The sequence below is a fragment of the Pseudomonas sp. NPDC047961 genome, assembly GCF_050272435.1.
Lineage (GTDB): Bacteria > Pseudomonadota > Gammaproteobacteria > Pseudomonadales > Pseudomonadaceae > Stutzerimonas.
Map to the genome: position 1 here is coordinate 106,981 of NZ_JBNNMD010000006.1, position 22,908 is coordinate 129,888.

Consider the following 22,908-nt stretch of genomic DNA (forward strand, 5'->3'; position numbering starts at 1 on the left):
TTGAACGACTAGTTAGCCACAAACTTTTGTTTCTGCAGATTCAAACTGTGCTAACTTTGCGTCTACAGACTCAGATTGAGCATGTTAGCCATGGCAGCAGTTTTTCAAGCACAGGCGTTTACGAAAGATCAATGCGCAAGCGGCCTCAAGGCTGCGGTAAATATCTTGGAAAGATGGCAGGCAACCACCGATCAAGCCTGCAGCATTCTGCGCATTTCACGCAGCACGCATGCCCGAGCAAAGTCGGGTGACGCCTCTTGGTCGGTCAGCCTCGACCCGGACCAGATGCAACGCATCAGTTTCGTTCTTAATATTCATGCCGCGCTCCGGCTGATCTTCGACAATCCGGAAAACGTTTACGGGTTCGCGGCAATGGCCAACCACAACGAATTCTTTAACGGGCGTTCCCCATTGGAAATCATGGCCCAAGGCGACATGATTTCCTTATATGAATCGTTCCGTCGCATCGATAGCCTGCGAGGCGCGCAGTGGTGAACCCGGGCCAGCTACCGGACCTGGTTGATGCCCAACGGCAGGCCTATCGGCTAGTCAACTCCAAGTTTCCGCCCATCGCCTTGTTCGATGACGTCGCCGATGCCGACGAGTTTGAAACGCTCTACCAACTACAAGCGCTGACCAATCCGCGGCTACGAAACGAAACTGGACGTCTGGAGCTGATCTCGCGGTCGGAAATACCCTTCGGCATACCAGGTTGCTCATACGCCACTGCGCCGTTTACCCACGTGAACCCAGCTGGATCGCGGTTCAGTGACGGTAGCTATGGGGTACTTTATCTGGCCAGCACGATGGACACCGCGCTTGCCGAAGTTCGCCATCACCAGAACCGCTATTGGTCGAACGTGCCTGGGCTGAGCTATGAACGCTTTGTTTTTCGAGGCTTGTCGTGCCGCTTCAACGAGGCCGGAATGCTCGATGCAACGTTAATTCCGATGACCGATCCGCTCTACGACCCGGACGACTATACGAGTAGCCATCGCTTTGGGCGCCTGCTGAGAAAAAACCGGACACCCGGTTTGCGCTACCACTCCGTACGCAAGGCGGGCCAACACTGCTGGGCACTGATGACCCCAAAGCCCGTGATTTCGATCATCCAAAGCGAGCATTACGAGATGGTCTGGAACGGTGGCATTTCGAGTGTCAGCTCGATAAGCGCTATCTGAACATCGCCAGCTAGCCATCGCTCAATAAGTGCAAGCCAAGCGGTTGCTCTCAGGGGTAATTTCACGCTCCTGGAGCAAAAGAGCAAAGCCACTCGCTTGCCCGTAACGCCCTCCCCCTAGGCTCAGCCACGATCCGCTCCCCCAAACTCCTTGCAGCAGAACGCCTTTCGGGCTGGTCCGATCCATAACGGCGGCTGAGTCTCGCCGAATCGCCAGAGGGACGGATATGCAACACCTTGATCTGCAGGTAATCGATCAGGCGCTTCAATGGGTGGCGGACGAACATGAGGTATGGTTTTGCACCGTATTGTCGACTTATGGGTCGGCGCCGCGAGCGCCCGGTGCGCTGCTAGTAGCCCGGGCCGATGGCGCTCATGTGGGCTCGTTGTCGGGCGGATGCGTCGAGGAAGAGTTCCTCGCCAGCCTGGCGCAGGGCGAACTGCAAGCACCCGCGCAGATCGTTCGATACGGCGAAACCGATGACGACCGGCGACGCCTACGGTTGCCCTGCGGCGGCATCCTGCAGGTGCTGGTGGAGCATCACAGACCGAACCCCACATGGCACTCCCATCTGCTCACGCTACAGGCAACCCTGCAAGGCCAGCAGCGCTTGCTGCGGCGAGTAGACCTGACGACTGGCGCCGCCAAACTACTGGCCGACCAAGGCGGTGAGCAGACCTGCCTTAATGGTGAACAAGTGGATATTCGCATCGGCCCCGCGCTTCGGCTTCTACTTGCAGGGGTATCCCCCGTCGCACAGGCGTGCGCCAGCTTTGCCCGAGCGCTTGGCTGCGAAGTGATTGCCTGTGACCCGCGCGAGGAAATGCAGGGTACGCTGATTGACGGCATCGAAGTGCAGCCAGTGTTGCCGTCGGTATTCATTGCGTCCGGCGCGTGTCACGAAGCCACCGCCGTGGTCGCACTGACCCATGATCCACGTATTGATGACCTCGCACTGATGGAAGCAGTACGAACCCCCGCGTTTTATATCGGCGCCATGGGTTCGCGCCAGACCTCTGCCAAGCGGGCCGAGCGATTGCAGCGCGTCGGTGGGCTCGACGAAAAACAAATCGAGCGCATCCACATGCCCATCGGGCTGGACCTCGGCAGCAAGACGCCGGCTGAGATCGCCCTTTCAGTGATGGCCGACGTGCTGCGCGTCTACCGAGGCAAAACGCGCGAAGCGCTTTAAACGCGCAAATTAATGCTGCAAGCCCCACCGCGTTTGGGTTCGGAGTGTTATCCACAAAAGCTGTGGATAACACTGTGAACATAGTCTGAATTACTCGGCCAAATGCCCGCCTGATGCGGGCTACGAACAGATCGACGAGTTTTTGCTCAGAACTCTTTAGTTCTTTAGATTCAATAACTTAAGATATTTACTCGAAACAAACGAAACGGCTTGATATGACAAATGCTACAGCGAGGCCTCAATGTGCATAACAATTTCTTGTCAACCATTTTTTAAGACAGATTCGTCGCCAATTCACTAGACAAATCAAATTTGCCGTTCTATGTGCGATGGCTTGTAATAGTCCTATGATTTGCAAAATGTAGCCGTAAAGACTTCCCCCCAGATGAGGGCAGAGACCGATCGGCACGCTTGCACAAGAGGCATCGCGGTTCCCAATTGAGAACTCGCTCACCCTTGTTACTTGGTCGCTTGGCACTGCGCTGGCCTATGATGGCCTTGCAATGTTCAACCTCTCTCCAGAACCGACCATTGCTTCCCCGCGCTTCCTGGCGCGGTTTTTTTTGGCCATCGCGTAGGGCCTGGCGGGTTTGCGAGCAAACCGCAATTCATCTTGGCTACAGCTTTAGACACAGTACGCGACCGTTCGCAAACCCCGCATCAGGACAATGCGTTGCGCTGTCCTAGCGATGCCTTCAGTTATAGGTGAGCGGCGACCGAAGCCGCCGTCTTGTTCAGTTAGATATAGACTTGGCGAGCGGCGCCGCGGGGAAGGCGATTTCGACCTGGTAACTGCGCCAGTCGTTGATGCCATTCGGCACGGGGCGATATCGATGGCGTTGGCGTTGCGTGCTCGGCGATCGCTTTAGCATGCTTCGCGCTCTTTGCAGCGGCCCTGAGTTCGGCGAGGCTTGGGCTTTTGCGCACAGGCTCACTGGCGCTTCTTTCAAGGGTGCGAAGACAAAGTTTGCATGAAACCTTGGTTGAATCGTGAGTACTGGTCAGGTTCGATCCGATGCGTCCGCATGCCACAGCTCCTTCGGACACGGAGTGATGAATGGCCAATGTGTGTCTCCTGCTTTTTGGGGCGCGGGATTCTACATGGTCATCTTTTACTAAGCGGATTTTTTTGGTTGAGGCCGCCGCTCGAGTCTGGCTATTCAAACGTGCCGCAAGCAAGGTTCCAAGACAGCATCGTCAAGCTGCTCATAGGTGCTGGCGAACGGGATCAGCTAACTGTGTCGTTCCTTGGATTCACGAGTACCATCCGATACGAATGACCACCTCTAAAGAAAGCTTAAGTCTGTTGGCTTTAAAAACCGATCCGCTGATATCGGATTTCAAGGTGCGTCTTTTCGCCAGTGCTTCGTGGAATTGGCGTCAGCTAGATAAAGCTTCTAAAGATTCTAAAGATTCTAAAGATTCTAAAGATTCTAAAGATTCTCCTGTAGGCTCGTGCCGAGCCCGCGTCAGAGCACTGCTGGACGCCGACTACCGGGAGTTGCCAATGACAGGGCAACATTGCATCGCAGCGGCTGCCCTTCCGCCCATACACAAAGATCCATTTGATCGAATGCTGATCGGGCAAGCGCTTTCAGCCGCACGCGTGAAACTCATCATTTCCGCGACGCGGGCGAAAATCAAGTAACCCTCGAGCTACAGAAAAGCACTGACTCACCCGTTTGGACGCTTGGATTGCGAAAGCTTGTCTCCTTCGCCGACGAACCTAGTCCAGACTCGGTACAATTTGCGACCAATCACGCTGGACCATGAAGATGGCTGTATCGAACAAGGAACTCACCACGATGGCGTCTCCTAACAAGCAGCAAAAGCGCGCCCAGCGGGCTAAGGTCAAGGCCCAGCAGAACCGTTCGGGGACGGGTAAGGTTAATCTCCCGCATCCGTTGCTGGCCAATCCGTTGATCAATGAGCCGTTCGATGATGTCGAGATCGACCTGAGCACATTCGACTTCAAAGACATTGAAGAGAATGGTTTCGACCCGGCTCATTTTGACGATCTGTTCCAGGCGATGAGAGGCGCCGAAGGGATCAGCCTGCTAGCGATGTGCCTCGTGTTCCTGCAATACCCGGTGCTGGAGTTGGTGGTCGCCGAGGAAGCGGAGGACGCTGCCGTCGACTTCATGATGGGCTTGCTGATTGTCTATCGCGGGATATTTCACGGTGAAGACGAAGACACAGCATTGAACTGGGTTGGCGGCGACGCCTTCCAGACGGCCTACAACGAAGCTTCCTTAATTCTGCAGAAGAAGAACGCTCGGCGAACCTCGGCAACCCGTAGCTAGCCGCGCACGCCCCCACCTTCCCCCGCAATACCTTGCGGCCATCGTGCCGCAAAGCCGAACGTGCCGGCAGTCTCTAGCGGATCGGTGCGAGGCGTCGATCAGACTCGTCATGTTTCACCATACCCGCGCATACCGAGTGCAACAACGCGGTGTCCCGCTTGCGAGACCGCGCGCGTTTGGCTACGCCAGGTATCTGCCGTATCTGCAACTCCATAACATGACTGCGAGTCCTCTCCTTGCTCCAGTACACGAAACCGTTCCACATCGACCTCAATCTGTGTCGGCTGGCGCGGGGCTTGGTCATGTCCCGGTGAATCTGCGCGCAGGCAAACCGCCGCGAAACCATACAGGCACGCATAGACCGGTTCATGCATGCGCGATGCTCTTAGGGACGGTTAGTGTCGCTGCGTTGATGAATGCTGTTTTAAGGCTTTAAGGTCTGTAACGAGCGCGGCGCCGACTTCAGCGATGGTAGCGTCGCGCTCCTCCAGCGTCAGAGTCGTTCCGGTCAGATACACAGCCACTATCACCGGTTCAGAGGTCGGGGCGTTGCTCCCCTGAGGCCAGATCACGGCTATGACACCGCGCGAACCATAGCCACCCGACCCAGTGCGATCGGCAATTTTCCAGCCCTCTGGGAGACTCGCGCGCAGTAAGGGGCCGCCGACTTTGTTGTTAATCAACCAAGCTTTCAGTTGCTCACGGGAGTGAGTGGAGAGACTGTCACCCAACAGCAGTGTCTCCAAGCTTCTTGCGGCAGCCATCGGAGTCGTAGTGTCACGTTCCTCGCCAGGACCGACATCGTTAAGCTCTGGCTCATAGCGGTCTAGACGGGTTACCGCATCCCCAATGGATCGCATGAAAGTCGTGAACCCCTGCGGTCCTCCGGTGTTGCGAAGAATGAGGTTTGCAGCCGTGTTATCGCTCATCGAAGTTGTTGCGCTACACAAATCAAAAAGGGACATGCCGCTTCTGCCGACACGATCCTTGGTAATAGGCGAATAGCTCTGAAGATCCGTTTCATCGAAACGAACGCGCGTATCGAGCTTGATCTCATCCCTGTCAGCCAAAGCAAGTAGGTGGCCGCACGAAAACGCCTTGAAGGTGCTGGCAATTGGAAAACGCTCGTCGCCTCGATGGCTCCAAGACTGTCCGCTCTCCAAGGCAATGACGCTGACTCCGATGTGGCCGCCGGTGCGCGCTTCAATCGAGGCCACGGTCTCGGTAAGGACAGAGCCAAATCCGAACGAGGATGTCGAAATCGCCTGGTTAGAGCTCACGAGAACAGCGGCTCCCAAAGTCAGTGAAAGTGCGTGGCGTCGCAGGCGCTTCTTGGTTACGTATTTAGTGTTCAAGCTGTTTCTTCCTAAGCGCCACGGCAGGCAGGTGAACGACAAGGCACATTCGCGACGCCTTATGACTAGACAACCCTGGGAGCACTAACGCCTCCGGCGGCCCTTCGGGAGCTCGGCGAGGCCAGGGATGATAGGAGCAAAACGCTCCTCTGATCCTTAGCGAAGAGTATTGGTACAGCGGTGGGTTCAAGGGTTCGCTCTGCCCGTACCTCCGTTCGCCGGACAGGTGAAGCGCTTGTCCGACGAGCCTAGGGGCGGCCCTTGACCTACGCATCGACACCGACGTCATTGCCGACCTGAAACGCTGATATCAGGTCCTCGTTACCCTTCCTGCGTCATCGACTGGTCGCGCCCGTCAGCGGTGTCGTTCATCACATCTCTTTGCTGGAGCAGCGCCCCGGAACACTTCGTCGAGCTCGCTACCGGTAGGTGAACTTGAAAACGCATCGAACCGGCCATGCTTCAGCGCTTGGGCCGCGCTGTAAAAGCCGCTCCATGCGGCGCGCGCCAACGCACCGCCAACGCTCACTCGCCTGACACCCATGGCTGACAGTTCTTTAACCGTCAGGTCACTGTTCCAGCCAATTAGTACGTTGACCGGCTTGGGCGCCACGGCCAAGACGACCGCAGCGATGTCGTCACGCGTCTTGATCCCGGGTGCGTAAAGGCAGTCGGCACCGGCTTCGGCGTAGGCCTGCAGTCGCTTGATGGTGTCCGGCAGATCGGGACGGCCAACAAAAAAGTTTTCCGCACGAGCGACCAGGAGCGTCTTGGAGCCGCTTGCATCAATAGCATCCCGTGCCGCACAGACACGTTCGACCGCCTCCTGCATATTCCTGACAGGTGCGTACGGTTCCCCTGTCGAATCCTCGATGGAAAAGCCTGCAACCCCGGTCGCCACCGCAAGCTGTGCGCTTTCGAACACATCGCGGGGTGATTCGCCGAATCCGTCTTCAAAATCCGCATTGATAGGCAGATCAGTGGCCTCGACGATGCTCCGTATATAGTCCAGCACAGCGTCGCGCTGCATTGAGCCGTCGGGCTTTGCGCAGGACCAGGCATGGCCGGAGCTGGTCGTCGCCAGTGCCTTGAATCCCATGCCGGCGAGCAGTTGCGCGCTGCCTGCATCCCACGGATTCGGAAGCACAAAGCACCCGGACTCATGTAGCGTCCAGAACGCTTCGCACTTCTGTTCGACGGTAAGTTTGGCCATAACAGCTACCTCTCTTTGCGTTTCTAGCACCACCGAGAACTGTCTACGCAGGGACGCCGGGTCATACTGCGCGAGGTCCCAAGTCGTCTTGATACCGAGGGATTCCAACTGAGCCATCAACCGCCGGCCGACACCCCGAACCTTAACCATTCCAGTGATTATAGGCAGCTTGCCTCGTCGTGCCGGATCGCGCAGGTCGATGACCCCGCCTGATCCGCCCTGGGTTTTTGCCGCCCGATTGGCAAGCGCTGTGGACATGCCTCCATTCCTGCTCACACCTCCATCTAAACCCGCGTCTGGTTGTCGTCCGAGGAAGCCGTTTTCATGCGATATGGATCGGTCGTTTCCATGGGTAACCCAATCGTGCTCATAGACCGTTTTACATTGGCTTTGACCACGGAGTTCAGTTTTCCTCGACGCGTCGACGGTAGAGACATGCTTGAGCGGACGTTCATTCCGCACAAGCTGCTGAGCCGGCAGGCGTTTGGCCAGTTCGCCCTGGATTGGTTGTGGTGTGGCAATGCGTATCTGGAGCGGCGGCAGAACATGCTCGGCCAAGCGCTGAGCCTGCAACCGACGTTGCCCAAATACATGACGCGCGGGGCCGATCTGGAGACCTACTACCAGGTGCGCGGCTGGAAGGATGAACACGAGTTCAAGGCCGGCACGATCTGCCATCTGCGCGAGGAGGATATCAACCAGGAGGTTTACGGGTTGCCGGAATGGTTGTCGGCATTGCAGTCGGCGCTGCTCAACGAGTCGGCCACACTCTTTCGCCGGCGCTACTACCAGAACGGCTCACACGCCGGATTCATCATGTACATGACCGACGCGGCGCAGAAGGAAGAAGACGTCGACGCCCTGCGCACCGCGCTGAAATCAGCCAAGGGGCCGGGCAACTTCCGCAACCTGTTCATGTACGCACCGGGCGGCAAGAAAGACGGCATTCAGCTGCTGCCGGTGAGCGAGGTGGCGGCGAAGGATGAGTTCGGCTCGATCAAGAACATCAGCCGCAACGATCTACTGGCCGCGCTCCGGATTCCGCCTCAGCTGATGGGCATCGTCCCGCAGAACGCTGGGGGGTTCGGCTCGCTGCGCGAGGCCGCCGAGGTGTGGGCCGTCAACGAGCTTGAGCCGATCCAGGCGAGGCTGGCTTAGGTGAATGAGTGGGTCGGGGAAGAGGTGGTGCGGTTTAGGGAGTTTGAGTTGCCTGCGAAGGCGTAATGTGGGCGCTAGCCCCTGGCTGGGCCGCCTTCGATCGTTGCCGCCAGAACTACAGCTTCGTTTAGGAAATCGCGCGCGATTCGAAAAACGTTCGGATCGTTCGTGCCCTCAGCTATCGCGCCACCCTTCGACACGTCTGCTATCACGCTATCGATCAACTGGTAGAACCGAACAACCTGTTTGGCTTGTTCCGCCGGCATAAGACCTATTGACGACACATTCGCTTCATAGACGCGGCAATAGTGGGCAGGCACCGGTACGTGCAGGCTGTAGGCCTCGTTGGTAGCTTCGAGCTCCACCGCTACAGCTTCCAAACTCTCCCTGTACATCCGCTTTTCGATAACCGATGCAAGGGCACTGACCTCAGCTACTATCGCTGCGTTGGTTGCCTCGCGGTCCTGTCGGCGTTGCCTGGATGCGTTGTAGATCGTCCCTATGAAGGAGCCGACGCCAACAATCAGAGCAGCGCTGGCCCCAATTACCGCGCCTATCAATTCAGAATCCATCTGTCCTCCTGCCAGAGCTGTTACAGCTCGATTCCTGTTAGCTCAGCAACTTTTTTCCGGATGAACCCTTTCGCCAGGTCCGCGACTAGGTCGATGCTCATTCCTCCAGCCGCAAGCGCACCCTTGCGCGTCTTTTGCCAAACGTCATCGTCCCGAACCGAATCGACGAAATCATGCCCCTTCCAAGTCAGTCGCCGAACAGCCAGTAGGCCTTTTGGAGTGTTTCCCGGTTGCTCGATTAATCCTGCTTCAACTATCAGATTCCAATGATAGGCGATCTCTTCATGGCTAAATTCCAGGTCACCGAGGTCAGCCTCACGCAGCACCCCCATGCTGTTTACCGGGATCGGTAAAGCCTCGACCTTGAGCAAGAGCAGCCGAATCAAATCCATGTCGCGTTGCATGCGTCGTTCCATACCTAGACGAAAGCGAAACGCTATCACTCCGCCGAGCGCTGGGCTAGTAGCCTCATGCCGCATCCGGCGCGCGCCGTTGTTCCCCCACCTCACCTGCGGGCTAAATAGGTCTCTTTTTCTGCACCCCTGCACCCCCGCACCATGGCCTGCCCGGCCCGGTGGTAGCGCTGGCGAGGTGATCGGCGCAGAAGGAATACCTGCGGAACCCTGCGAAGGTGCGCCTTTCATAGGGGCGCATAGGAGCCCAGATTTCTAAACCAATTTTGCAAACGGGTAATTTTGGTAAGGAGCCCATTTTAACCGGCTGAAAGCCAAGTAATTGCTGGGCTGGAGCACTTACCTCGAAAGGTAATTTTAGGTAAGGCAAAAGGTAATTTTTTGCAAGTGACTGATTTTAAAGGGTTTAGTAAATCGACCACCTGACCACTACTTTAGGTAATTCGATTACCTACTTAGCACCCTATTATTACCTTCAACAAATCCTGATAAGCCGCTGAAACGATTGGACTTTTTGCCACTTAGAATTCGACCTTACCAAAATTACCCGGTTTTATTGGGTCAGACGAAATCGTGGCTACAGCTCGAAAATCTGGTTTTTTGACCTGACGCGCACCCTTTCATGGGAACGCTGTGGGAATAGTCACGCTTGCTTTTGCCATACCCCAGATACGCGAAAGCCCCGGAATCCGGGGCTTTCAACGTTCTAGATGGTGCGGACGGAGAGACTCGAACTCTCACACCTTGCGGCGCCAGAACCTAAATCTGGTGTGTCTACCAATTTCACCACGTCCGCAAACTTCTAAACGAAAACGCCAGGCTGCGCCTGGCGTTTCGGAATATGGGGTGGACGATGGGGTTCGAACCCACGACCGCAGGAGCCACAATCCTGTGCTCTACCAACTGAGCTACGCCCACCATATTGCATTTGCTTGTACCAACCGGAATGGCGCACCCGGCAGGACTCGAACCTGCGACCATCCGCTTAGAAGGCGGATGCTCTATCCAACTGAGCTACGGGCGCTTTTATCTGCATTCGATCAGAGCGCAGACTTCAAGCTCCGGCCAGTGAAGGGGTTGCCCCTCAAAAGCCGTCTTACCCAGCAGCAAGCTGTGCTCGACAAGCGGGGCGAATCTTAATGGCCTGCCTTAACATCGTCAACAGCAAAACCAAAAAAATTTCAGCCTGGTAAAGGAGTTACGGGAATCCTCCCCCGTGTCGCCTTTGCCGAACGGTGCCGTCGTGCGAGAATGCGCGTCCTTTTTCAGTCCTTCTCGATGGTTAACCACGCGTCATGACCGCAAAACTGATCGACGGTAAACAGATCGCTGCCAATGTCCGCCAGCAAATCGCGGGCCGAGTTGCCGAGCGATCCAAGCAAGGTTTACGAGTACCTGGCCTGGCAGTGATTCTCGTGGGCATGGACCCGGCCTCTCAGGTCTATGTGGCGCACAAGCGCAAGGATTGCGAGGAGGTAGGGTTCAAGTCCACCGCTCATGACCTGCCCGCTTCAACTAGCCAGGATGAACTGCTGGGATTGATCGATCAGCTTAATGACGACCCGTCGATTGACGGCATTCTCGTGCAGCTACCCTTGCCTAAGCATTTGGATGCATCGCAACTGCTCGAACGTATTCGCCCCGACAAGGATGTGGATGGTTTCCATCCCTACAACATTGGCCGTCTCGCTCAGCGTATGCCGCTGCTCCGCCCCTGTACGCCGAAAGGCATCATGGCATTGCTCGATAGCACTGGCGTCGATCTGCATGGCCTAAACGCGGTTGTGGTGGGTGCGTCCAACATCGTCGGAAGACCTATGGCGCTTGAGTTATTGCTGGCAGGCTGCACGACCACCGTCACCCATCGCTTTACTCATGATCTGGCTGACCACGTCAAACGTGCCGATCTGATCGTGGTCGCGACAGGTATAACCGGTCTGGTCAAAGGTGACTGGATAAAGGAAGGCGCGATCGTGATCGACGTGGGCATCAATCGCCAAGCTGACGGCAAGCTCGTCGGTGATGTCGAGTTCGATGTCGCCGTGCAGCGCGCTAGCTGGATTACGCCAGTGCCAGGCGGTGTGGGTCCGATGACCCGGGCTTGTCTGCTGGAAAACACGTTGCATGCCGCTGAACATCTGCACGGTTAAGCTACGCAGCGACTAAGGCAAACAACACGCAAAACGGCACCCTCGGGTGCCGTTTTGTTTACCCGGTACAGCCCACTACCTCTTCTACTCCCAAGACTTGATCAGTTCGTCATAGTTGACGGTCTGCCCCTGGGGCTTTTCATCTTGCAGTTTGGGCTTCGGCGCACCAGGTTGGCTCAACCAATACTCAGGATCCCGCGGCTCGTTCAGCTTCGGTCCGCACTTAGGCTGCACGTTAGCTCGTTCCAGCCGCGCCATCATGGTGTCTTGCGCTTCGGCAAGCCCGTCCAGAGCCTCCTGAGGGGTCTTGTCACCACTGGCTGCTTCGGCGATGTACTGCCACCAGAGCTGTGCGAGACGCGGATAATCCGGCACATTGGTTCCGGTCGGCGTCCATTGCACTCGCGCCGGGCTGCGGTAAAACTCCACCAGACCACCCAGTTTTGGCGCAGCCTCGGTCATGGCGTCCGAGTTGATATCCGACTCACGGATCGGGGTAAGCCCCACCAGGGTCTTTTTCAGCGACACGGTTTTCGCCACGGTGAACTGCGCGTAGAGCCATGCAGCCAGACGGCGCTGCTCCGGAGTCGAGTTGAGGAAGGTCCAGGATCCTGCATCCTGATAGCCGAGCTTCATGCCCTCCTCCCAATATGGTCCCTTCGGCGACGGCGCCATCCGCCACTTTGGCGTGCCGTCCTCATTCACCACCGGCAGACCCGGCTTGGTCATGTCGGCCGTGAATGCGGTGTACCAGAAAATCTGTTGAGCAATGTTGCCTTGCGCCGGCACCGGGCCCGCCTCGGAAAAGGTCATGCCTTGGGCTTCGCGCGGGGCGTATTCGCGCATCCAGTCGACATATTTCTGTGTCGCATAGACCGCAGCCGGGCCGTTTGTGGCACCGCCGCGTGAAACGCTCGAGCCAACCGGATGGCAGTCCTCAACACGAATTCCCCACTCGTCTACGGGCAAACCGTTTGGAAGCCCTTTGTCGCCGGCGCCCGCCATGGAGAACCAGGCATCGGTGAAGCGCCAGCCAAGCGACGGGTCCTTCTTCCCGTAGTCCATGTGGCCATAAACACGCTGCCCGTCGATCTCCTTGACGTGCTTGCTGAAGAACTCGGCAATGTCTTCATAAGCAGACCAATTCACTGGCACACCAAGCTCATACCCGTAGCGCTCTTTGAACTGCTTTTTCAGTTCAGGCCGCTCGAACCAGTCGGCGCGAAACCAATAGAGGTTGGCGAACTGCTGGACTGGCAACTGATAGAGCTTGCCGTCCGGGCCCGTGGTGAAAGAAATCCCGATGAAATCATCCAGATCAAGTGTTGGCAGCGTGTAGTCCTTGGCTTCACCTTCGATCATGTCGCTGATCGCAACTGCTTTGCCGTAACGGAAGTGCGTGCCGATCAGATCAGAGTCGTTGATATACCCATCGTAGATGTTCTTGCCCGACTGCATCTGGGTCTGCAGCTTCTCTACAACATCCCCTTCCTGCATCAAGTCGTGACGCAGCTTGATGCCGGTGATCTCGCTAAACGCACGCGCCAAGGTCTTGGACTCATATTCGTGCGTGGTGATGGTTTCCGAAGCAACGTTGATTTCCATGCCACGGAACGGCTCGGCGGCTTTGATGAACCAGCGCAGCTCTTCCATCTGCTGCTCAGGCGTGAGGGTCGACGGGTTGAATTCTGATTCGATCCATTTCTTCGCCGCGTCTTCATAGGCGTCGGCCCAGGCCGATCCAGAAATGCCGGACAACGTCAGCAAGGCCGCGAGCGCCATGCCATGTCGGGTGTTGTTTTTATTCTCGAACATAAACACCTCCTTTGGGTTTTTCGGAGGGGTGAGCCGAAAGGCTCAACCCCAGCGCATCACTGCAAACAACCAGACGAGAGACAGCGCGGACGCTATCCAGATGCTCCAGTCGGTCAGCCCTATCAGCAACAGATGCCAATAGGCGCTGCCCAGAAGTCCAATGAACAGCCGATCGCCACGGGTGGTAACGATAGGCAGGAAGCCCTTGCGCGGCACGCAGGGTCGCCTCAGTTCCCAGGCGCTCATCAGCGCCAGCAGTACACCGATGACGGCGAAGAAAGCCGCGGTCGGCCCGGTCCATGCCATCCAGCTCATGAGCGACTCCTATACGCGCCCAAGGGCGAAGCCCTTGGCGACATGATTGCGGACGAACCAGATCACCAGCATGCCGGGCAGAATAGTCAGCACACCGGCGGCGGCCAGAACGCCCCAGTCGATTCCCGATGCCGAGACGGTTCGTGTCATCACCGAAACGATCGGCTTGGCGTCAACCGAAGTCAGCGTGCGCGCCAGCAGCAGCTCGACCCAGGAAAACATGAAGCAGAAGAACGCAGTAACGCCGATGCCCGAGCCGATCAGCGGGATGAAAAGCTTCACGAAGAACTTCGGAAAGCTGTAACCGTCGATGTACGCCGTTTCATCGATCTCCTTGGGCACACCGGACATGAATCCCTCAAGGATCCAGACAGCCAAAGGCACATTGAACAGGCAGTGAGCGAGCGCCACAGCGATGTGCGTGTCGAACAACCCAATCGATGAGTAAAGCTGAAAGAACGGCAGCAGAAAGACGGCGGGTGGCGCCATCCGATTGGTCAGCAACCAGAAGAACAGGTGCTTGTCCCCAAGAAAACGAAATCGGGAAAAAGCATAGGCCGCCGGCAACGCCACGGTTAGCGAGATGATCGTGTTCAGGCACACGTAATACAGCGAATTGATGTAACCGCTGTACCAGCTTCGATCGGTGAAGATGACCTTATAGTTAGCCAGCGTAAGGTCGCGAGGCCAGAGCGTCAGCCCGCCGAGGATCTCGGTATTGCTCTTGAATGACATGTTGATCAGCCAGTAGATCGGCACCATCAGAAACGCGATGTAGAGGATCAATACCACTCGCTTGCGCAGGTTCATCAGCGGCCCCCTTTCATTTCTGGTCGCCGTGGGTCATGGCGGTATAGAACAGCCAGGACACCAGCAGGATGATCAGGAAGTAGATCAGCGAGAACGCCGCTGCCGGGCCGAGATCGAACTGCCCGACCGCCATCTTGGTGAGCGTCTGGCTGAGGAAGGTCGTTGCGTTGCCCGGTCCACCGCCGGTGAGCACGAACGGCTCGGTATAGATCATGAAGCTGTCCATGAAGCGCAGCATTACAGCGATCAGCAGCACGCTTTTCAGCTTCGGCAACTGGATGTAGCGGAACACCGCCCAGGCGGACGCCCTGTCGATACGAGCCGCCTGGTAGTACGCATCCGGAATGGCCCGAAGGCCCGAGTAGCAGAGCAGCGCGACCAAGGACGTCCAGTGCCAGACATCCATAACCAGCACCGTCAGCCAGGCGTCCCGAGTGTTGGAGGCGTAGTTGTAGCTGATGCCCAGCTCGCGGAGGCCGTAACCCAGCAGGCCGATATCGGCACGCCCGAAGATCTGCCAGATGGTCCCAACTACGTTCCATGGGATCAGCAGGGGAATCGCCATCACGATCAGGCACAGCGACGCCCAGCGGCCACGGGTCGGCATCGCCAACGCGACCGCGATTCCCAGCGGGATCTCGATCAACAGTACGCAGCCCGAAAAGATAAACTGCCGCAGCAGTGAGTCGTGCAGCCGAGGATCGTTGAGTATCTGCCGATACCAATCCGCGCCAACGAAGAATCGCGTTGAAGAATCGAAGATGTCCTGCACCGAGTAATTCACTACGGTCATCATCGGCAGGATGGCACTGAAAGCCACCAGCAGGAAAACCGGCAGGACCAGCCACCACGCGCGGTTGTCATGCGTCTTGGTCATGGCAGCACCTCAACCAGCCGATCATCGGCATAGAGCATCAGCCACTGTGCCGGGAAGCCCACCCAGGCCTGGCCTTTCGGCACCGCTTGATCCTCAGGCAGACGCGCCTTGATCAGATGCCCTTGCAGACGAAGCGTAAGAATCTTGTATGTACCCAGGTCCTCGACTCGCACGGCCTCGGCCTGCATCCCACCGGCACCCGGCTCCTCGCTGACCTGAACGAACTCAGGACGGATGCCAATCTGCAGGCGACTCGATGCTAATTCCGGCAGTCGTGCAGCCAGCGCACCCGGCAGCGGCAGATGCAGATCACCGAAACCGACCCCGCCTTCCCGAGCATCCACCTCGATCAGATTCATCCCCGGGCTGCCCACGAAATAACCAACAAAGGTGTGTTGTGGCCGCTCGAACAATTCACGCGGCGTGCCGAACTGGACGATCTGCCCGCCGTACATGACCGCAATCTTGTCAGCGAAGGTCGAAGCCTCGAGCTGGTCGTGGGTGACGTAGATCATGGTGATGTTGAACTGCTCATGGATCTGCTTGAGCTTGCGCCGCAGCTTCCACTTCAAATGCGGGTCGATGACTGTGAGCGGCTCGTCGAAAAGGATCGCCGACACGTCGTCTCGGACCAGCCCGCGCCCCATTGAGACCTTCTGCTTTTCATCCGCAGTCAGGTTGTGAGCCTTTCGCTTGAGCAGCGGATGGAGGTCGAGTACCTCGGCAATTTCGTGAACCTTGCTTGTGATTCGCGCCTCGGCGATGCCTTGGTTGCGCAGCGGGAAGGCCAGATTGTCGAAGACGGTCATGGTGTCGTAGACGACCGGAAACTGAAAAACCTGCGCGATGTTGCGCTGCTCCGGCGTTAGCGTGTTCACCTTGCGTGTATCGAACAGCACCTCTCCCTCTGACGGGCTGAGCAACCCCGAGATAATGTTGAGCAAGGTGGACTTGCCACACCCTGAGGGCCCCAACAGCGCGTAAGCGCCGCCCTGCTCCCACACGTGGTCCATCTCACGGATCGCATAGTCAGCAGCGCCCTGGGGTTGGCTGTTATAGCTGTGAGCAAGATTCTGCAAACGGATTTCTGCCATAACGATTTCCTCAGGCACGTCGAGCCGGTGCCTGGGCCAGACGGCCCGAAGCATCGAAAACGAATAACTTGTGAGTCGGGATGTAGACCCGGATGGGCGAGTCGACGTGGTAGTCGTGAACCCCTTGCAGGTGCAGCACCAAGCTGAGGTGCTCGTTCCGCACATGGAGAAAGGTTTCAGAACCGCTGATTTCTGCCAGCTCGACAGTGCCAGACACTTCCAAATCATCATCGTTAGAAGGCACCAGCCCGATATGACTGGGCCTGATCCCAAAGCGATACTCACCTTTGTCCAACCCGCTCAGATCGGTGTTAAGTGGGAAATGCATGCAGTCTTGAAAACTGACCTCGTTCGCCGCGATTCGCCCTGACAGCAGGTTGATCGGCGGCTCGGAGAACAGTTCGGCACTGAGCACCTGGCTGGGACGGTGATACACCTCCGACGTCGGCCCGCTCTGAATTACTCGACCTTCATGCAATACGGTTGCTGTTCCGCCTAGCGCCAAAGCCTCATTCGGCTCCGTGGTCGCATACACTGCGATGCTGCGGCGAGTTTTAAACAGCTCACGCATTTCCTGGCGGAGCTCTTCGCGCAATTTGTAATCAAGGTTCACCAGCGGCTCGTCAAACAGGACCAGGTCAGCGTCCTTGACCAACGCCCTGGCCATTGCAGTACGTTGCTGCTGCCCCCCGGAGAGTTCCAGCGGGTGTTTCTTCAGGAAGGCTTCGATGTGCAGCATCTCGGCGGTTTCGCGCACCTTGCGCTCGATCTCGGCTTTACTGAATCCGGCCTGTCGCAACGGCGAAGCGATGTTCTCGTACACGGTCAACGTCGGATAGTTGATGAACTGCTGGTACACCATCGACACGTTGCGCTTGCGCACCGGAACCCCGGTTACGTCGGCGCCGTTCATTAGGATTCGCCCCCGAGTCGGCTTGTCGAGCCCCGCCATGAGTCGCATCAACGAGGTCTTGCCCGACAGGGTTCGACCGATCAGCACATTGAACGAGCCAGGTTCGAAAATGAGGCTGGCGTCGTCGATATGCAGCTGGCCATCGACAGTTTTAGTGACGTGTTCCAGGGTGAGGGACATGCCGCATCCTTCTAGTTGTTATGGAAGGATTCAGAGCGATATCCATGCCAGCTAAGCTAAACCGCTCTAGCCCGTGGCGCTTTGTGCAGGCCGCTGTTGTTAAGTGTTCAAAATGAACAGTTGTGAACATTGACAGTGAACAAAAATGAACAAGACTGTTCATGGCACCGACGGTGACAAACACCAAAAACAACAAGAACGTACCGCGATAGAGAGGCGACATGGCCAACCCAGCCCAGCCCATCTCACACCAGGCTTTGGTAGAAGGCTCGTGGAGCCGTTGCGAACGCTACGGACTACACCCGCTCAGCATCCCCAGCTTTGGCGACCCCGCGGAGAGAGACGTCAATGCCCTGCTGGAACGTCAGCGGAACCTGGTCCAGACCACGCAGCGTGAAGTGCTGCCTTATTACGAGAACATCCTTTCGAATTCGAGCTGCCTGATTCTGCTTGCCGACAGCGGCGGACAGTTGCTTGAGTCCTGGGGTGACAGGCGCTTCGTCGAACCCGCGCAGCAACGCGGATTCAAGCCGGGCGCCAGCTGGATGGAGCGAGATACCGGAACCAATGCGATCGGCACCGCACTGGCCAGCGGGCAGGCGGTGCACATCCAACGTGACGAGCACTTCCTCCAGGCCAACCGATATCTGTCCGGCGCGGCGTCGCCCATTTACGACGCGCAACGCCAGCTGATCGCGGTGCTCGACGTGTCCAGCGACAGCTACCTCCCGCCATCGCACACGCTTGGCATGGTCAAAATGATGAGCCAGTCGGTTGAGAACAGGCTGATCTTGAATCTGTTCCGCGATGATTATTTCCAGCTGACGTTCAACACCGGCCAGGACAATCTTGATAGTCAGTGGGCCGGTCTGTTGGTCTTCGACGAGTCGGGGCTGATCGTTTCAGCCAATCGACGTGCAGACAATTTGCTGGGCTTGGCGCTTACTCGTAGCCGCATCGACAGGCTGTTCGACGTCCCGCTGCGGCAGCTGCTCAGCCAGCCCGAGGACCAGCCGCTGCTGCTGCGGACAGCGGGCAATCATCGCTTTCACGGCCTTGTTCGACGCCCGCAGAAGCCGCGTATTCAGGCCCGTGATTTTCGGACACCGGATAGCCGACCGGAACATGTCATCGACCTGGCGAGCATCGATCAGGGCGATCCGCAGGTTCATAAGGTGATTCGCCAGGCTCAGCTCATGCTCGAAAAAGACATTCCGATTCTGGTGAACGGCGAAACGGGTGTCGGAAAGGAAGTGCTGGTCAAAGCATTGCATGCGGCCAGCTCACGAGCGAACGCCCCGCTGATAGCCGTGAACTGCGCAGCGATTCCCAGCGAGCTGATCGAGTCCGAACTCTTCGGCTACGAAAAAGGTGCATTCACCGGCGCTCACCAGAAAGGCAGCCTGGGCCTGATCCGCAAAGCAGATGGTGGTGTGCTGTTCCTTGATGAAATCGGCGATATGCCGCTGAGTTTGCAGGCGCGTCTGTTGCGTGTCCTGCAGGAGCGCAGCGTCCAGCCGCTGGGCGGCGGTGAGCCCTATTCAGTCGACTTTCGATTGATTTGCGCAACTAACCGTTCGCTACGCCAGGAAGTGGAAAAGGGTCGCTTTCGTCAGGATTTGTTCTACCGGGTCAGCGGCCTCGGCGTCGAATTGCCCCCGCTCCGCGCGCGTCATGACAAGCACGCCCTTTTCCAACGGGTATGGGAACAGCACCGCGAACCACATCAGTGGGCCGGTCTCAGTCCAGAAGTGCTGCGCCTGTTCGACAGCCACCCTTGGCCGGGAAACATACGTCAGCTGAGCAGCGTTGTGCAGGTCGCGCTAGCGCTGGCCCAGGACCAACCGATCCGAGTGGAACATTTACCAGATGATTTCCTTGCCGATGCGGACGTAAGCCTGACGGCTCAAGGTAGAACCGGGGCCTCCGCCTCGACAAGCGAAACAGTGCCGTTCCCAATGCTTGCTAATGAGCCTCTGCGTGCTCAGTTCGAAGCCTGTCGCGGCAACGTTTCGCACTTGGCCCGCCATCTCGGTGTGAGCCGCAACACCTTGTACAAGCGTTTGCGCGCCGAAGGGTTGTACCCGACATAAGCGCGTTGGCCAGCCAGGCTTCCCAGGTAGGTTAACGAGCTGAAAGGCCGTGGATCCGCGGCTACTGGCCAGCAGGCAGTGCAGATGGTTGTCGCAGCGGACTCGGCCCCTGCAGACCACAGACGAAAAAAAGCCGCACTTCAGGGATAAACGCTGACGTGCGGCCTTAGCTGCGGATACGAGTTACTCGCCAAGACGCCAGGTCGTGCCGCCCTTCCCGTCTTCAAGAACCACACCCATAGCCGTCAGTTGATCGCGGATCCGATCAGATTCAGCCCAGTTCTTATCGGAGCGAGCCTGAAGGCGTGCAGCAATCAGTGCTTCCACCTTGGTTGCATCCACCTTCCCCTCGGCACCAGCTTGCAAGAAGGTGTCGGGATCCATCTGCAATATGCCGAGCACGCTGGCCAGCTCTGTGAGCTGCGCAGCAAGGCTGGACGCTGCCCGCATATCCGTATCGCGTAGACGGTTGATCTCGCGAACCATTTCGAACAGCACCGCGCACGCTTCGGGTGAATTGAAGTCGTCATCCATTGCCTCGCCGAAGCGGGCCACGAACGTATCGCCACCCTGAGCGGTGGCCTCAGGCAGACCTCTGAGTGCGGTATAGAAGCGCTCAAGGGCGCCCTTGGCTTCTTTCAAACTGTCTTCTGAATAGTTGATCGGGCTGCGGTAGTGGCTGGAGACCAGCAGGTAGCGCACCACTTCCGGCTGGTATTTCTCCAGCACTTCACGAATTGTGAAGAAGTTGCCCAGCGACTTGGACATCTTCTCACCATCAACCCGGACGGCGCCGGCGTGCATCCAGGCATTGGCGTACAGCTTGCCGGTTGCCGCTTCACTCTGTGCGATCTCATTCTCATGATGCGGAAATACCAGGTCAGGGCCACCGCCATGAATGTCGAAGGTCTCACCCAGGCAGCAGGTTGACATGACCGAGCACTCGATGTGCCAGCCCGGACGCCCTGCGCCCCAAGGCGACCCCCAACTCGGCTCTCCCGGTTTGGCGGCCTTCCATAGCACGAAATCCAACGGGTCCTCTTTGGCCTCGTCGACCTCGATTCGCGCGCCAATCTTGAGGTCTTCTATCTTGCGTCGCGACAGCTTGCCGTAGCCGACGAACTTGCCAACCCGGTAGTACACGTCGCCATTGCCCGGTGCGTAGGCAAAGCCCTTGTCGATCAAGGTCTGGATCATGCCGTGCATGCCAGCAATATGGTCGGTGGCTCGAGGCTCGATGTCTGGACGTAGCACGTTGAGCCGTGCCTCGTCCTCATGCATGGCAGCGATCATGCGCCCGGTGAGCGCCTCGAACGTCTCGCCATTTTCCTGGGCTCGCCGGATGATCTTGTCGTCGATGTCAGTGATGTTGCGCACATAGGTCAATTCGTAGCCACGCTGGCGCAACCAGCGCGAAACGACATCGAATGCCACCATGACGCGTGCATGACCGATATGACAGAAGTCATAAACGGTCATGCCGCAGACATACATGCGCACCTGATTAGCGATCAGAGGCTTGAGCGGCTCCTTGGTTTTGGTCAGCGTGTTGTAAATCGCCAGCGCCATTACTGGCCTCCCCAGGAATCACGCAGCGTCACGGTCCGGTTGAACACCATTGCGTCGAGCCGGCTGTCTTTGCGATCAACGCAGAAATAGCCTTCGCGCTCGAACTGGAAGCGATCCTCAGCTTCGGCCGAGGCCAACGACGGCTCGGCGCGGCAACCCTTCAACACCACCAGCGACTCCGGGTTGATGTTGTCCAGGAAGCTACCGCCATCTTCATCCTTCTCGGGATTGGCCGAGCGGAACAGACGATCGTACAAGCGCACTTCGCATTCGACGCTCTCAGCAGCCGGCACCCAATGAATGACGCCTTTGACCTTGCGACCCTCCGGGTTCTTGCCCAGCGTGTTCTCGTCGTAGGAGCAGCGCAGCTCAACAATGGTGCCTTGCTCGTCCTTGACCGCTTCATCCGCACGAATCACGTAGCTGCCACGTAGGCGCACTTCCCCACCCGGAATCAGGCGTTTGAACCCGGCCGGAGGTACTTCTTCGAAATCGGTGGCATCGATATAAATCTCCCGCGAGAACGGCAGCTGGCGCACGCCCATGTCCTGCTTCGGATGACGAGGCAATTCGAGCGTCTCGGTCTTGTCCTCAGGATAGTTGGTGATGACCACTTTCAACGGCTTGAGGACGCACATGGCTCGCGGGGCATTGGCGTCCAGGTCTTCGCGAATGGCGAACTCGAGCATGCCTACATCCACTACACCGCCGGCGCGATTGACCCCGATCATGTCGCAGAACGTGCGAATCGACGCCGGCGTGTAGCCACGACGACGGTAGCCACTGAGCGTCGACATGCGTGGATCATCCCAGCCACTGACGTGTTTTTCGTCCACGAGCTGCTTGAGCTTGCGCTTGCTGGTGATGGTGTAGTTGAGGTTAAGACGCGCGAATTCGTACTGACGCGGACGTGCCGGAACCGGGAGGTTTTCCAGGAACCACTCGTAGAGCGGACGGTGGTCTTCGAACTCAAGGGTGCAGATCGAGTGAGTGACGCCTTCTATGGCATCCGACTGACCATGGGTGAAGTCATAGCTTGGATAGATGCACCAGTCGTTTCCGGTCTGGTGGTGATGCGCATGGCGAATCCGATAGAGGATCGGGTCGCGAAGATTCATGTTTGGCGAGGCCATATCGATTTTGGCCCGGAGTGCCTTTGCGCCGTCCGGAAACTCGCCAGCTTTCATCCGCGCGAACAGGTCCAGGTTTTCTTCCATGGAACGGTCGCGGAACGGACTGTTCTTGCCCGGTTGGGTCAGGCTGCCGCGGTACTCTCGGGCCTGCTCGGATGTCAGGTCGCAGACGTAAGCCTTGCCCGCTTTGATCAGCTCGATGGCCCAGTCATGCAGCTGCGAAAAATAGTTGGAGGCATAACGCTCCTCCCCAGCCCACTCGAAGCCGAGCCACTGGACATCGCTTTTGATTGCATCGATGTATTCCTGATCTTCTTTCGCCGGGTTGGTGTCGTCGAAACGAAGATTGCACTCGCCACCAAATTCTTTCGCCAGGCCGAAATTCAGGCAGATCGACTTGGCATGACCGATGTGCAGGTAGCCATTGGGCTCCGGTGGAAAGCGCGTCACGATCTTCGCGTGCTTGCCTGATTGCAGGTCGGCCTGAACGATCGGGCGGAGAAAATTTGTGGCTGCGGTAGTCTCAGGCTTGCTCATGGTGTCCTTAACGATCTGCGAGTGCGTGCCTCAGG

The 22,908-nt window shown here is 57.5% G+C and carries 20 protein-coding genes, 3 tRNA genes and 1 pseudogene; 8 read left to right on the forward strand and 16 right to left on the reverse strand.

Annotation, left to right across the window (positions count from 1 at the left end; genetic code table 11):
• The first annotated feature begins 90 nt into the window (after positions 1-90).
• The 3 genes from ACQKIK_RS18820 (at position 91) to ACQKIK_RS18830 (ending at position 2,373) form a co-directional block, all read left to right on the forward strand.
• Entirely contained in the window at positions 91-495 is a 405-nt protein-coding gene (locus tag ACQKIK_RS18820) for an antitoxin Xre-like helix-turn-helix domain-containing protein (RefSeq protein ID WP_499137086.1), read from the forward strand.
• Complete coding sequence (locus ACQKIK_RS18825; RefSeq protein ID WP_241531043.1) at positions 489-1,181, forward strand: RES family NAD+ phosphorylase; 693 nt, start codon at positions 489-491, stop codon at positions 1,179-1,181. The genes ACQKIK_RS18820 and ACQKIK_RS18825 overlap by 7 nt, the downstream gene beginning before the upstream one ends.
• A gap of 226 nt (positions 1,182-1,407) precedes the next feature.
• Positions 1,408-2,373 (forward strand): XdhC family protein, encoded by a 966-nt coding sequence (locus ACQKIK_RS18830; protein ID WP_499137087.1) that lies wholly within the window; start codon positions 1,408-1,410, stop codon positions 2,371-2,373.
• A gap of 738 nt (positions 2,374-3,111) precedes the next feature.
• Here ACQKIK_RS18830 and ACQKIK_RS18835 read toward each other — a convergent pair.
• Entirely contained in the window at positions 3,112-3,438 is a 327-nt protein-coding gene (locus tag ACQKIK_RS18835; protein WP_499137088.1) for a hypothetical protein, read from the reverse strand.
• A gap of 211 nt (positions 3,439-3,649) precedes the next feature.
• Between ACQKIK_RS18835 and ACQKIK_RS18840 the strand changes: the two genes are divergently transcribed.
• Both ACQKIK_RS18840 and ACQKIK_RS18845 read left to right on the forward strand, forming a co-directional pair.
• Positions 3,650-4,021, forward strand: a complete 372-nt coding sequence (locus ACQKIK_RS18840) for a hypothetical protein (RefSeq protein ID WP_499137089.1) — start codon at positions 3,650-3,652, stop codon at positions 4,019-4,021.
• A gap of 157 nt (positions 4,022-4,178) precedes the next feature.
• On the forward strand, positions 4,179-4,676 hold the full coding sequence (locus tag ACQKIK_RS18845) for a hypothetical protein (protein ID WP_499137234.1): 498 nt from the start codon (positions 4,179-4,181) through the stop codon (positions 4,674-4,676).
• 395 nt (positions 4,677-5,071) lie between these two features.
• On the opposite strand, the gene bla is transcribed toward ACQKIK_RS18845, so the two are convergent.
• A complete protein-coding gene (gene bla / locus ACQKIK_RS18850; RefSeq protein WP_499137235.1) occupies positions 5,072-5,980 on the reverse strand; it encodes a class A beta-lactamase in 909 nt (302 codons plus the stop codon).
• A gap of 406 nt (positions 5,981-6,386) precedes the next feature.
• Positions 6,387-7,244, reverse strand: coding sequence for an isocitrate lyase/PEP mutase family protein (locus tag ACQKIK_RS18855; protein WP_499137236.1), 858 nt, complete (start codon positions 7,242-7,244; stop codon positions 6,387-6,389).
• Between the two features lie 429 nt (positions 7,245-7,673).
• Between ACQKIK_RS18855 and ACQKIK_RS18860 the strand changes: the two are divergent.
• Positions 7,674-8,468: pseudogene (locus ACQKIK_RS18860) on the forward strand (phage portal protein); the annotation flags it as partial.
• An 8-nt stretch (positions 8,469-8,476) separates the two neighbouring features.
• Here the strand turns inward: ACQKIK_RS18860 and ACQKIK_RS18865 are convergent.
• The 5 genes from ACQKIK_RS18865 to ACQKIK_RS18885 form a co-directional block, all read right to left on the reverse strand.
• Positions 8,477-8,974 carry a hypothetical protein gene (locus ACQKIK_RS18865; RefSeq protein WP_499137090.1) on the reverse strand — a complete coding sequence of 166 codons (498 nt, stop codon included), beginning with the start codon at positions 8,972-8,974 and terminating at the stop codon, positions 8,477-8,479.
• A gap of 20 nt (positions 8,975-8,994) precedes the next feature.
• Positions 8,995-9,378: a DUF2513 domain-containing protein gene (locus ACQKIK_RS18870; RefSeq protein WP_499137091.1), complete on the reverse strand. Its 384-nt coding sequence runs from the start codon at positions 9,376-9,378 to the stop codon at positions 8,995-8,997.
• A 720-nt stretch (positions 9,379-10,098) separates the two neighbouring features.
• A tRNA-Leu gene (locus ACQKIK_RS18875) sits at positions 10,099-10,183 on the reverse strand.
• A 46-nt stretch (positions 10,184-10,229) separates the two neighbouring features.
• Positions 10,230-10,305: transfer RNA gene (locus tag ACQKIK_RS18880), tRNA-His, on the reverse strand.
• Positions 10,306-10,334: 29 nt separating this feature from the next.
• Positions 10,335-10,411, reverse strand: a tRNA-Arg gene (locus tag ACQKIK_RS18885).
• A 271-nt stretch (positions 10,412-10,682) separates the two neighbouring features.
• Between ACQKIK_RS18885 and folD the strand changes: the two genes are divergently transcribed.
• The gene (folD, locus tag ACQKIK_RS18890) at positions 10,683-11,537 is read left to right on the forward strand and encodes a bifunctional methylenetetrahydrofolate dehydrogenase/methenyltetrahydrofolate cyclohydrolase FolD (RefSeq protein ID WP_045427489.1); all 855 of its coding nucleotides are present in this window, start codon (positions 10,683-10,685) and stop codon (positions 11,535-11,537) included.
• An 84-nt stretch (positions 11,538-11,621) separates the two neighbouring features.
• Here folD and ACQKIK_RS18895 read toward each other — a convergent pair whose 3' ends face one another.
• Genes ACQKIK_RS18895 through ACQKIK_RS18920 form a run of 6 tightly spaced genes read right to left on the reverse strand, consistent with a single transcriptional unit; the run spans position 11,622 to position 17,541 of the window.
• Positions 11,622-13,352, reverse strand: a complete 1,731-nt coding sequence (locus tag ACQKIK_RS18895) for an ABC transporter substrate-binding protein (protein WP_499137092.1) — start codon at positions 13,350-13,352, stop codon at positions 11,622-11,624.
• 42 nt (positions 13,353-13,394) lie between these two features.
• Positions 13,395-13,667 (reverse strand): DUF2160 domain-containing protein, encoded by a 273-nt coding sequence (locus ACQKIK_RS18900; RefSeq protein ID WP_045427494.1) that lies wholly within the window; start codon positions 13,665-13,667, stop codon positions 13,395-13,397.
• A gap of 9 nt (positions 13,668-13,676) precedes the next feature.
• Positions 13,677-14,477, reverse strand: coding sequence for a carbohydrate ABC transporter permease (locus tag ACQKIK_RS18905; protein WP_045427497.1), 801 nt, complete (start codon positions 14,475-14,477; stop codon positions 13,677-13,679).
• Between the two features lie 13 nt (positions 14,478-14,490).
• Positions 14,491-15,354, reverse strand: coding sequence for a carbohydrate ABC transporter permease (locus ACQKIK_RS18910; RefSeq protein WP_045427499.1), 864 nt, complete (start codon positions 15,352-15,354; stop codon positions 14,491-14,493).
• Positions 15,351-16,448 carry an ABC transporter ATP-binding protein gene (locus ACQKIK_RS18915; protein ID WP_499137093.1) on the reverse strand — a complete coding sequence of 366 codons (1,098 nt, stop codon included), beginning with the start codon at positions 16,446-16,448 and terminating at the stop codon, positions 15,351-15,353. Before ACQKIK_RS18915 ends, ACQKIK_RS18910 begins: the two co-directional genes overlap by 4 nt.
• 10 nt (positions 16,449-16,458) lie before the next feature.
• Positions 16,459-17,541, reverse strand: coding sequence for an ABC transporter ATP-binding protein (locus ACQKIK_RS18920; protein WP_499137094.1), 1,083 nt, complete (start codon positions 17,539-17,541; stop codon positions 16,459-16,461).
• Positions 17,542-17,762: 221 nt separating this feature from the next.
• On the opposite strand from ACQKIK_RS18920, the gene ACQKIK_RS18925 reads away from it, so the two are divergent.
• Positions 17,763-19,634 carry a sigma-54-dependent Fis family transcriptional regulator gene (locus ACQKIK_RS18925; protein WP_499137095.1) on the forward strand — a complete coding sequence of 624 codons (1,872 nt, stop codon included), beginning with the start codon at positions 17,763-17,765 and terminating at the stop codon, positions 19,632-19,634.
• Between the two features lie 183 nt (positions 19,635-19,817).
• Here the strand turns inward: ACQKIK_RS18925 and cysS are convergent, their stop codons facing one another.
• Both cysS and ACQKIK_RS18935 read right to left on the reverse strand, forming a co-directional pair.
• Entirely contained in the window at positions 19,818-21,203 is a 1,386-nt protein-coding gene (gene cysS / locus ACQKIK_RS18930; RefSeq protein ID WP_499137096.1) for a cysteine--tRNA ligase, read from the reverse strand.
• Positions 21,203-22,873 (reverse strand): glutamine--tRNA ligase/YqeY domain fusion protein, encoded by a 1,671-nt coding sequence (locus ACQKIK_RS18935; RefSeq protein WP_499137097.1) that lies wholly within the window; start codon positions 22,871-22,873, stop codon positions 21,203-21,205. Before ACQKIK_RS18935 ends, cysS begins: the two co-directional genes overlap by 1 nt.
• Positions 22,874-22,908: the final 35 nt, after the last annotated feature.

Bases quoted from the DNA above. Each gene is read 5' to 3' on its own strand.
- ACQKIK_RS18870 (WP_499137091.1), bottom strand. From the start codon at position 9,378: ATGCAACGCGACATGGATTTGATTCGGCTGCTCTTGCTCAAGGTCGAG.
- folD (WP_045427489.1), top strand. From the start codon at position 10,683: ATGACCGCAAAACTGATCGACGGTAAACAGATCGCTGCCAATGTCCGC.
- ACQKIK_RS18840 (WP_499137089.1), top strand. From the start codon at position 3,650: ATGACCACCTCTAAAGAAAGCTTAAGTCTGTTGGCTTTAAAAACCGAT.
- ACQKIK_RS18905 (WP_045427497.1), bottom strand. From the start codon at position 14,477: ATGAACCTGCGCAAGCGAGTGGTATTGATCCTCTACATCGCGTTTCTG.
- cysS (WP_499137096.1), bottom strand. From the start codon at position 21,203: ATGGCGCTGGCGATTTACAACACGCTGACCAAAACCAAGGAGCCGCTC.
- ACQKIK_RS18830 (WP_499137087.1), top strand. From the start codon at position 1,408: ATGCAACACCTTGATCTGCAGGTAATCGATCAGGCGCTTCAATGGGTG.
- ACQKIK_RS18910 (WP_045427499.1), bottom strand. From the start codon at position 15,354: ATGACCAAGACGCATGACAACCGCGCGTGGTGGCTGGTCCTGCCGGTT.
- ACQKIK_RS18865 (WP_499137090.1), bottom strand. From the start codon at position 8,974: ATGGATTCTGAATTGATAGGCGCGGTAATTGGGGCCAGCGCTGCTCTG.
- ACQKIK_RS18935 (WP_499137097.1), bottom strand. From the start codon at position 22,873: ATGAGCAAGCCTGAGACTACCGCAGCCACAAATTTTCTCCGCCCGATC.
- ACQKIK_RS18900 (WP_045427494.1), bottom strand. From the start codon at position 13,667: ATGAGCTGGATGGCATGGACCGGGCCGACCGCGGCTTTCTTCGCCGTC.
- ACQKIK_RS18925 (WP_499137095.1), top strand. From the start codon at position 17,763: ATGGCCAACCCAGCCCAGCCCATCTCACACCAGGCTTTGGTAGAAGGC.
- ACQKIK_RS18895 (WP_499137092.1), bottom strand. From the start codon at position 13,352: ATGTTCGAGAATAAAAACAACACCCGACATGGCATGGCGCTCGCGGCC.
- ACQKIK_RS18855 (WP_499137236.1), bottom strand. From the start codon at position 7,244: ATGGCCAAACTTACCGTCGAACAGAAGTGCGAAGCGTTCTGGACGCTA.
- ACQKIK_RS18845 (WP_499137234.1), top strand. From the start codon at position 4,179: ATGGCGTCTCCTAACAAGCAGCAAAAGCGCGCCCAGCGGGCTAAGGTC.
- ACQKIK_RS18920 (WP_499137094.1), bottom strand. From the start codon at position 17,541: ATGTCCCTCACCCTGGAACACGTCACTAAAACTGTCGATGGCCAGCTG.
- ACQKIK_RS18915 (WP_499137093.1), bottom strand. From the start codon at position 16,448: ATGGCAGAAATCCGTTTGCAGAATCTTGCTCACAGCTATAACAGCCAA.
- ACQKIK_RS18820 (WP_499137086.1), top strand. From the start codon at position 91: ATGGCAGCAGTTTTTCAAGCACAGGCGTTTACGAAAGATCAATGCGCA.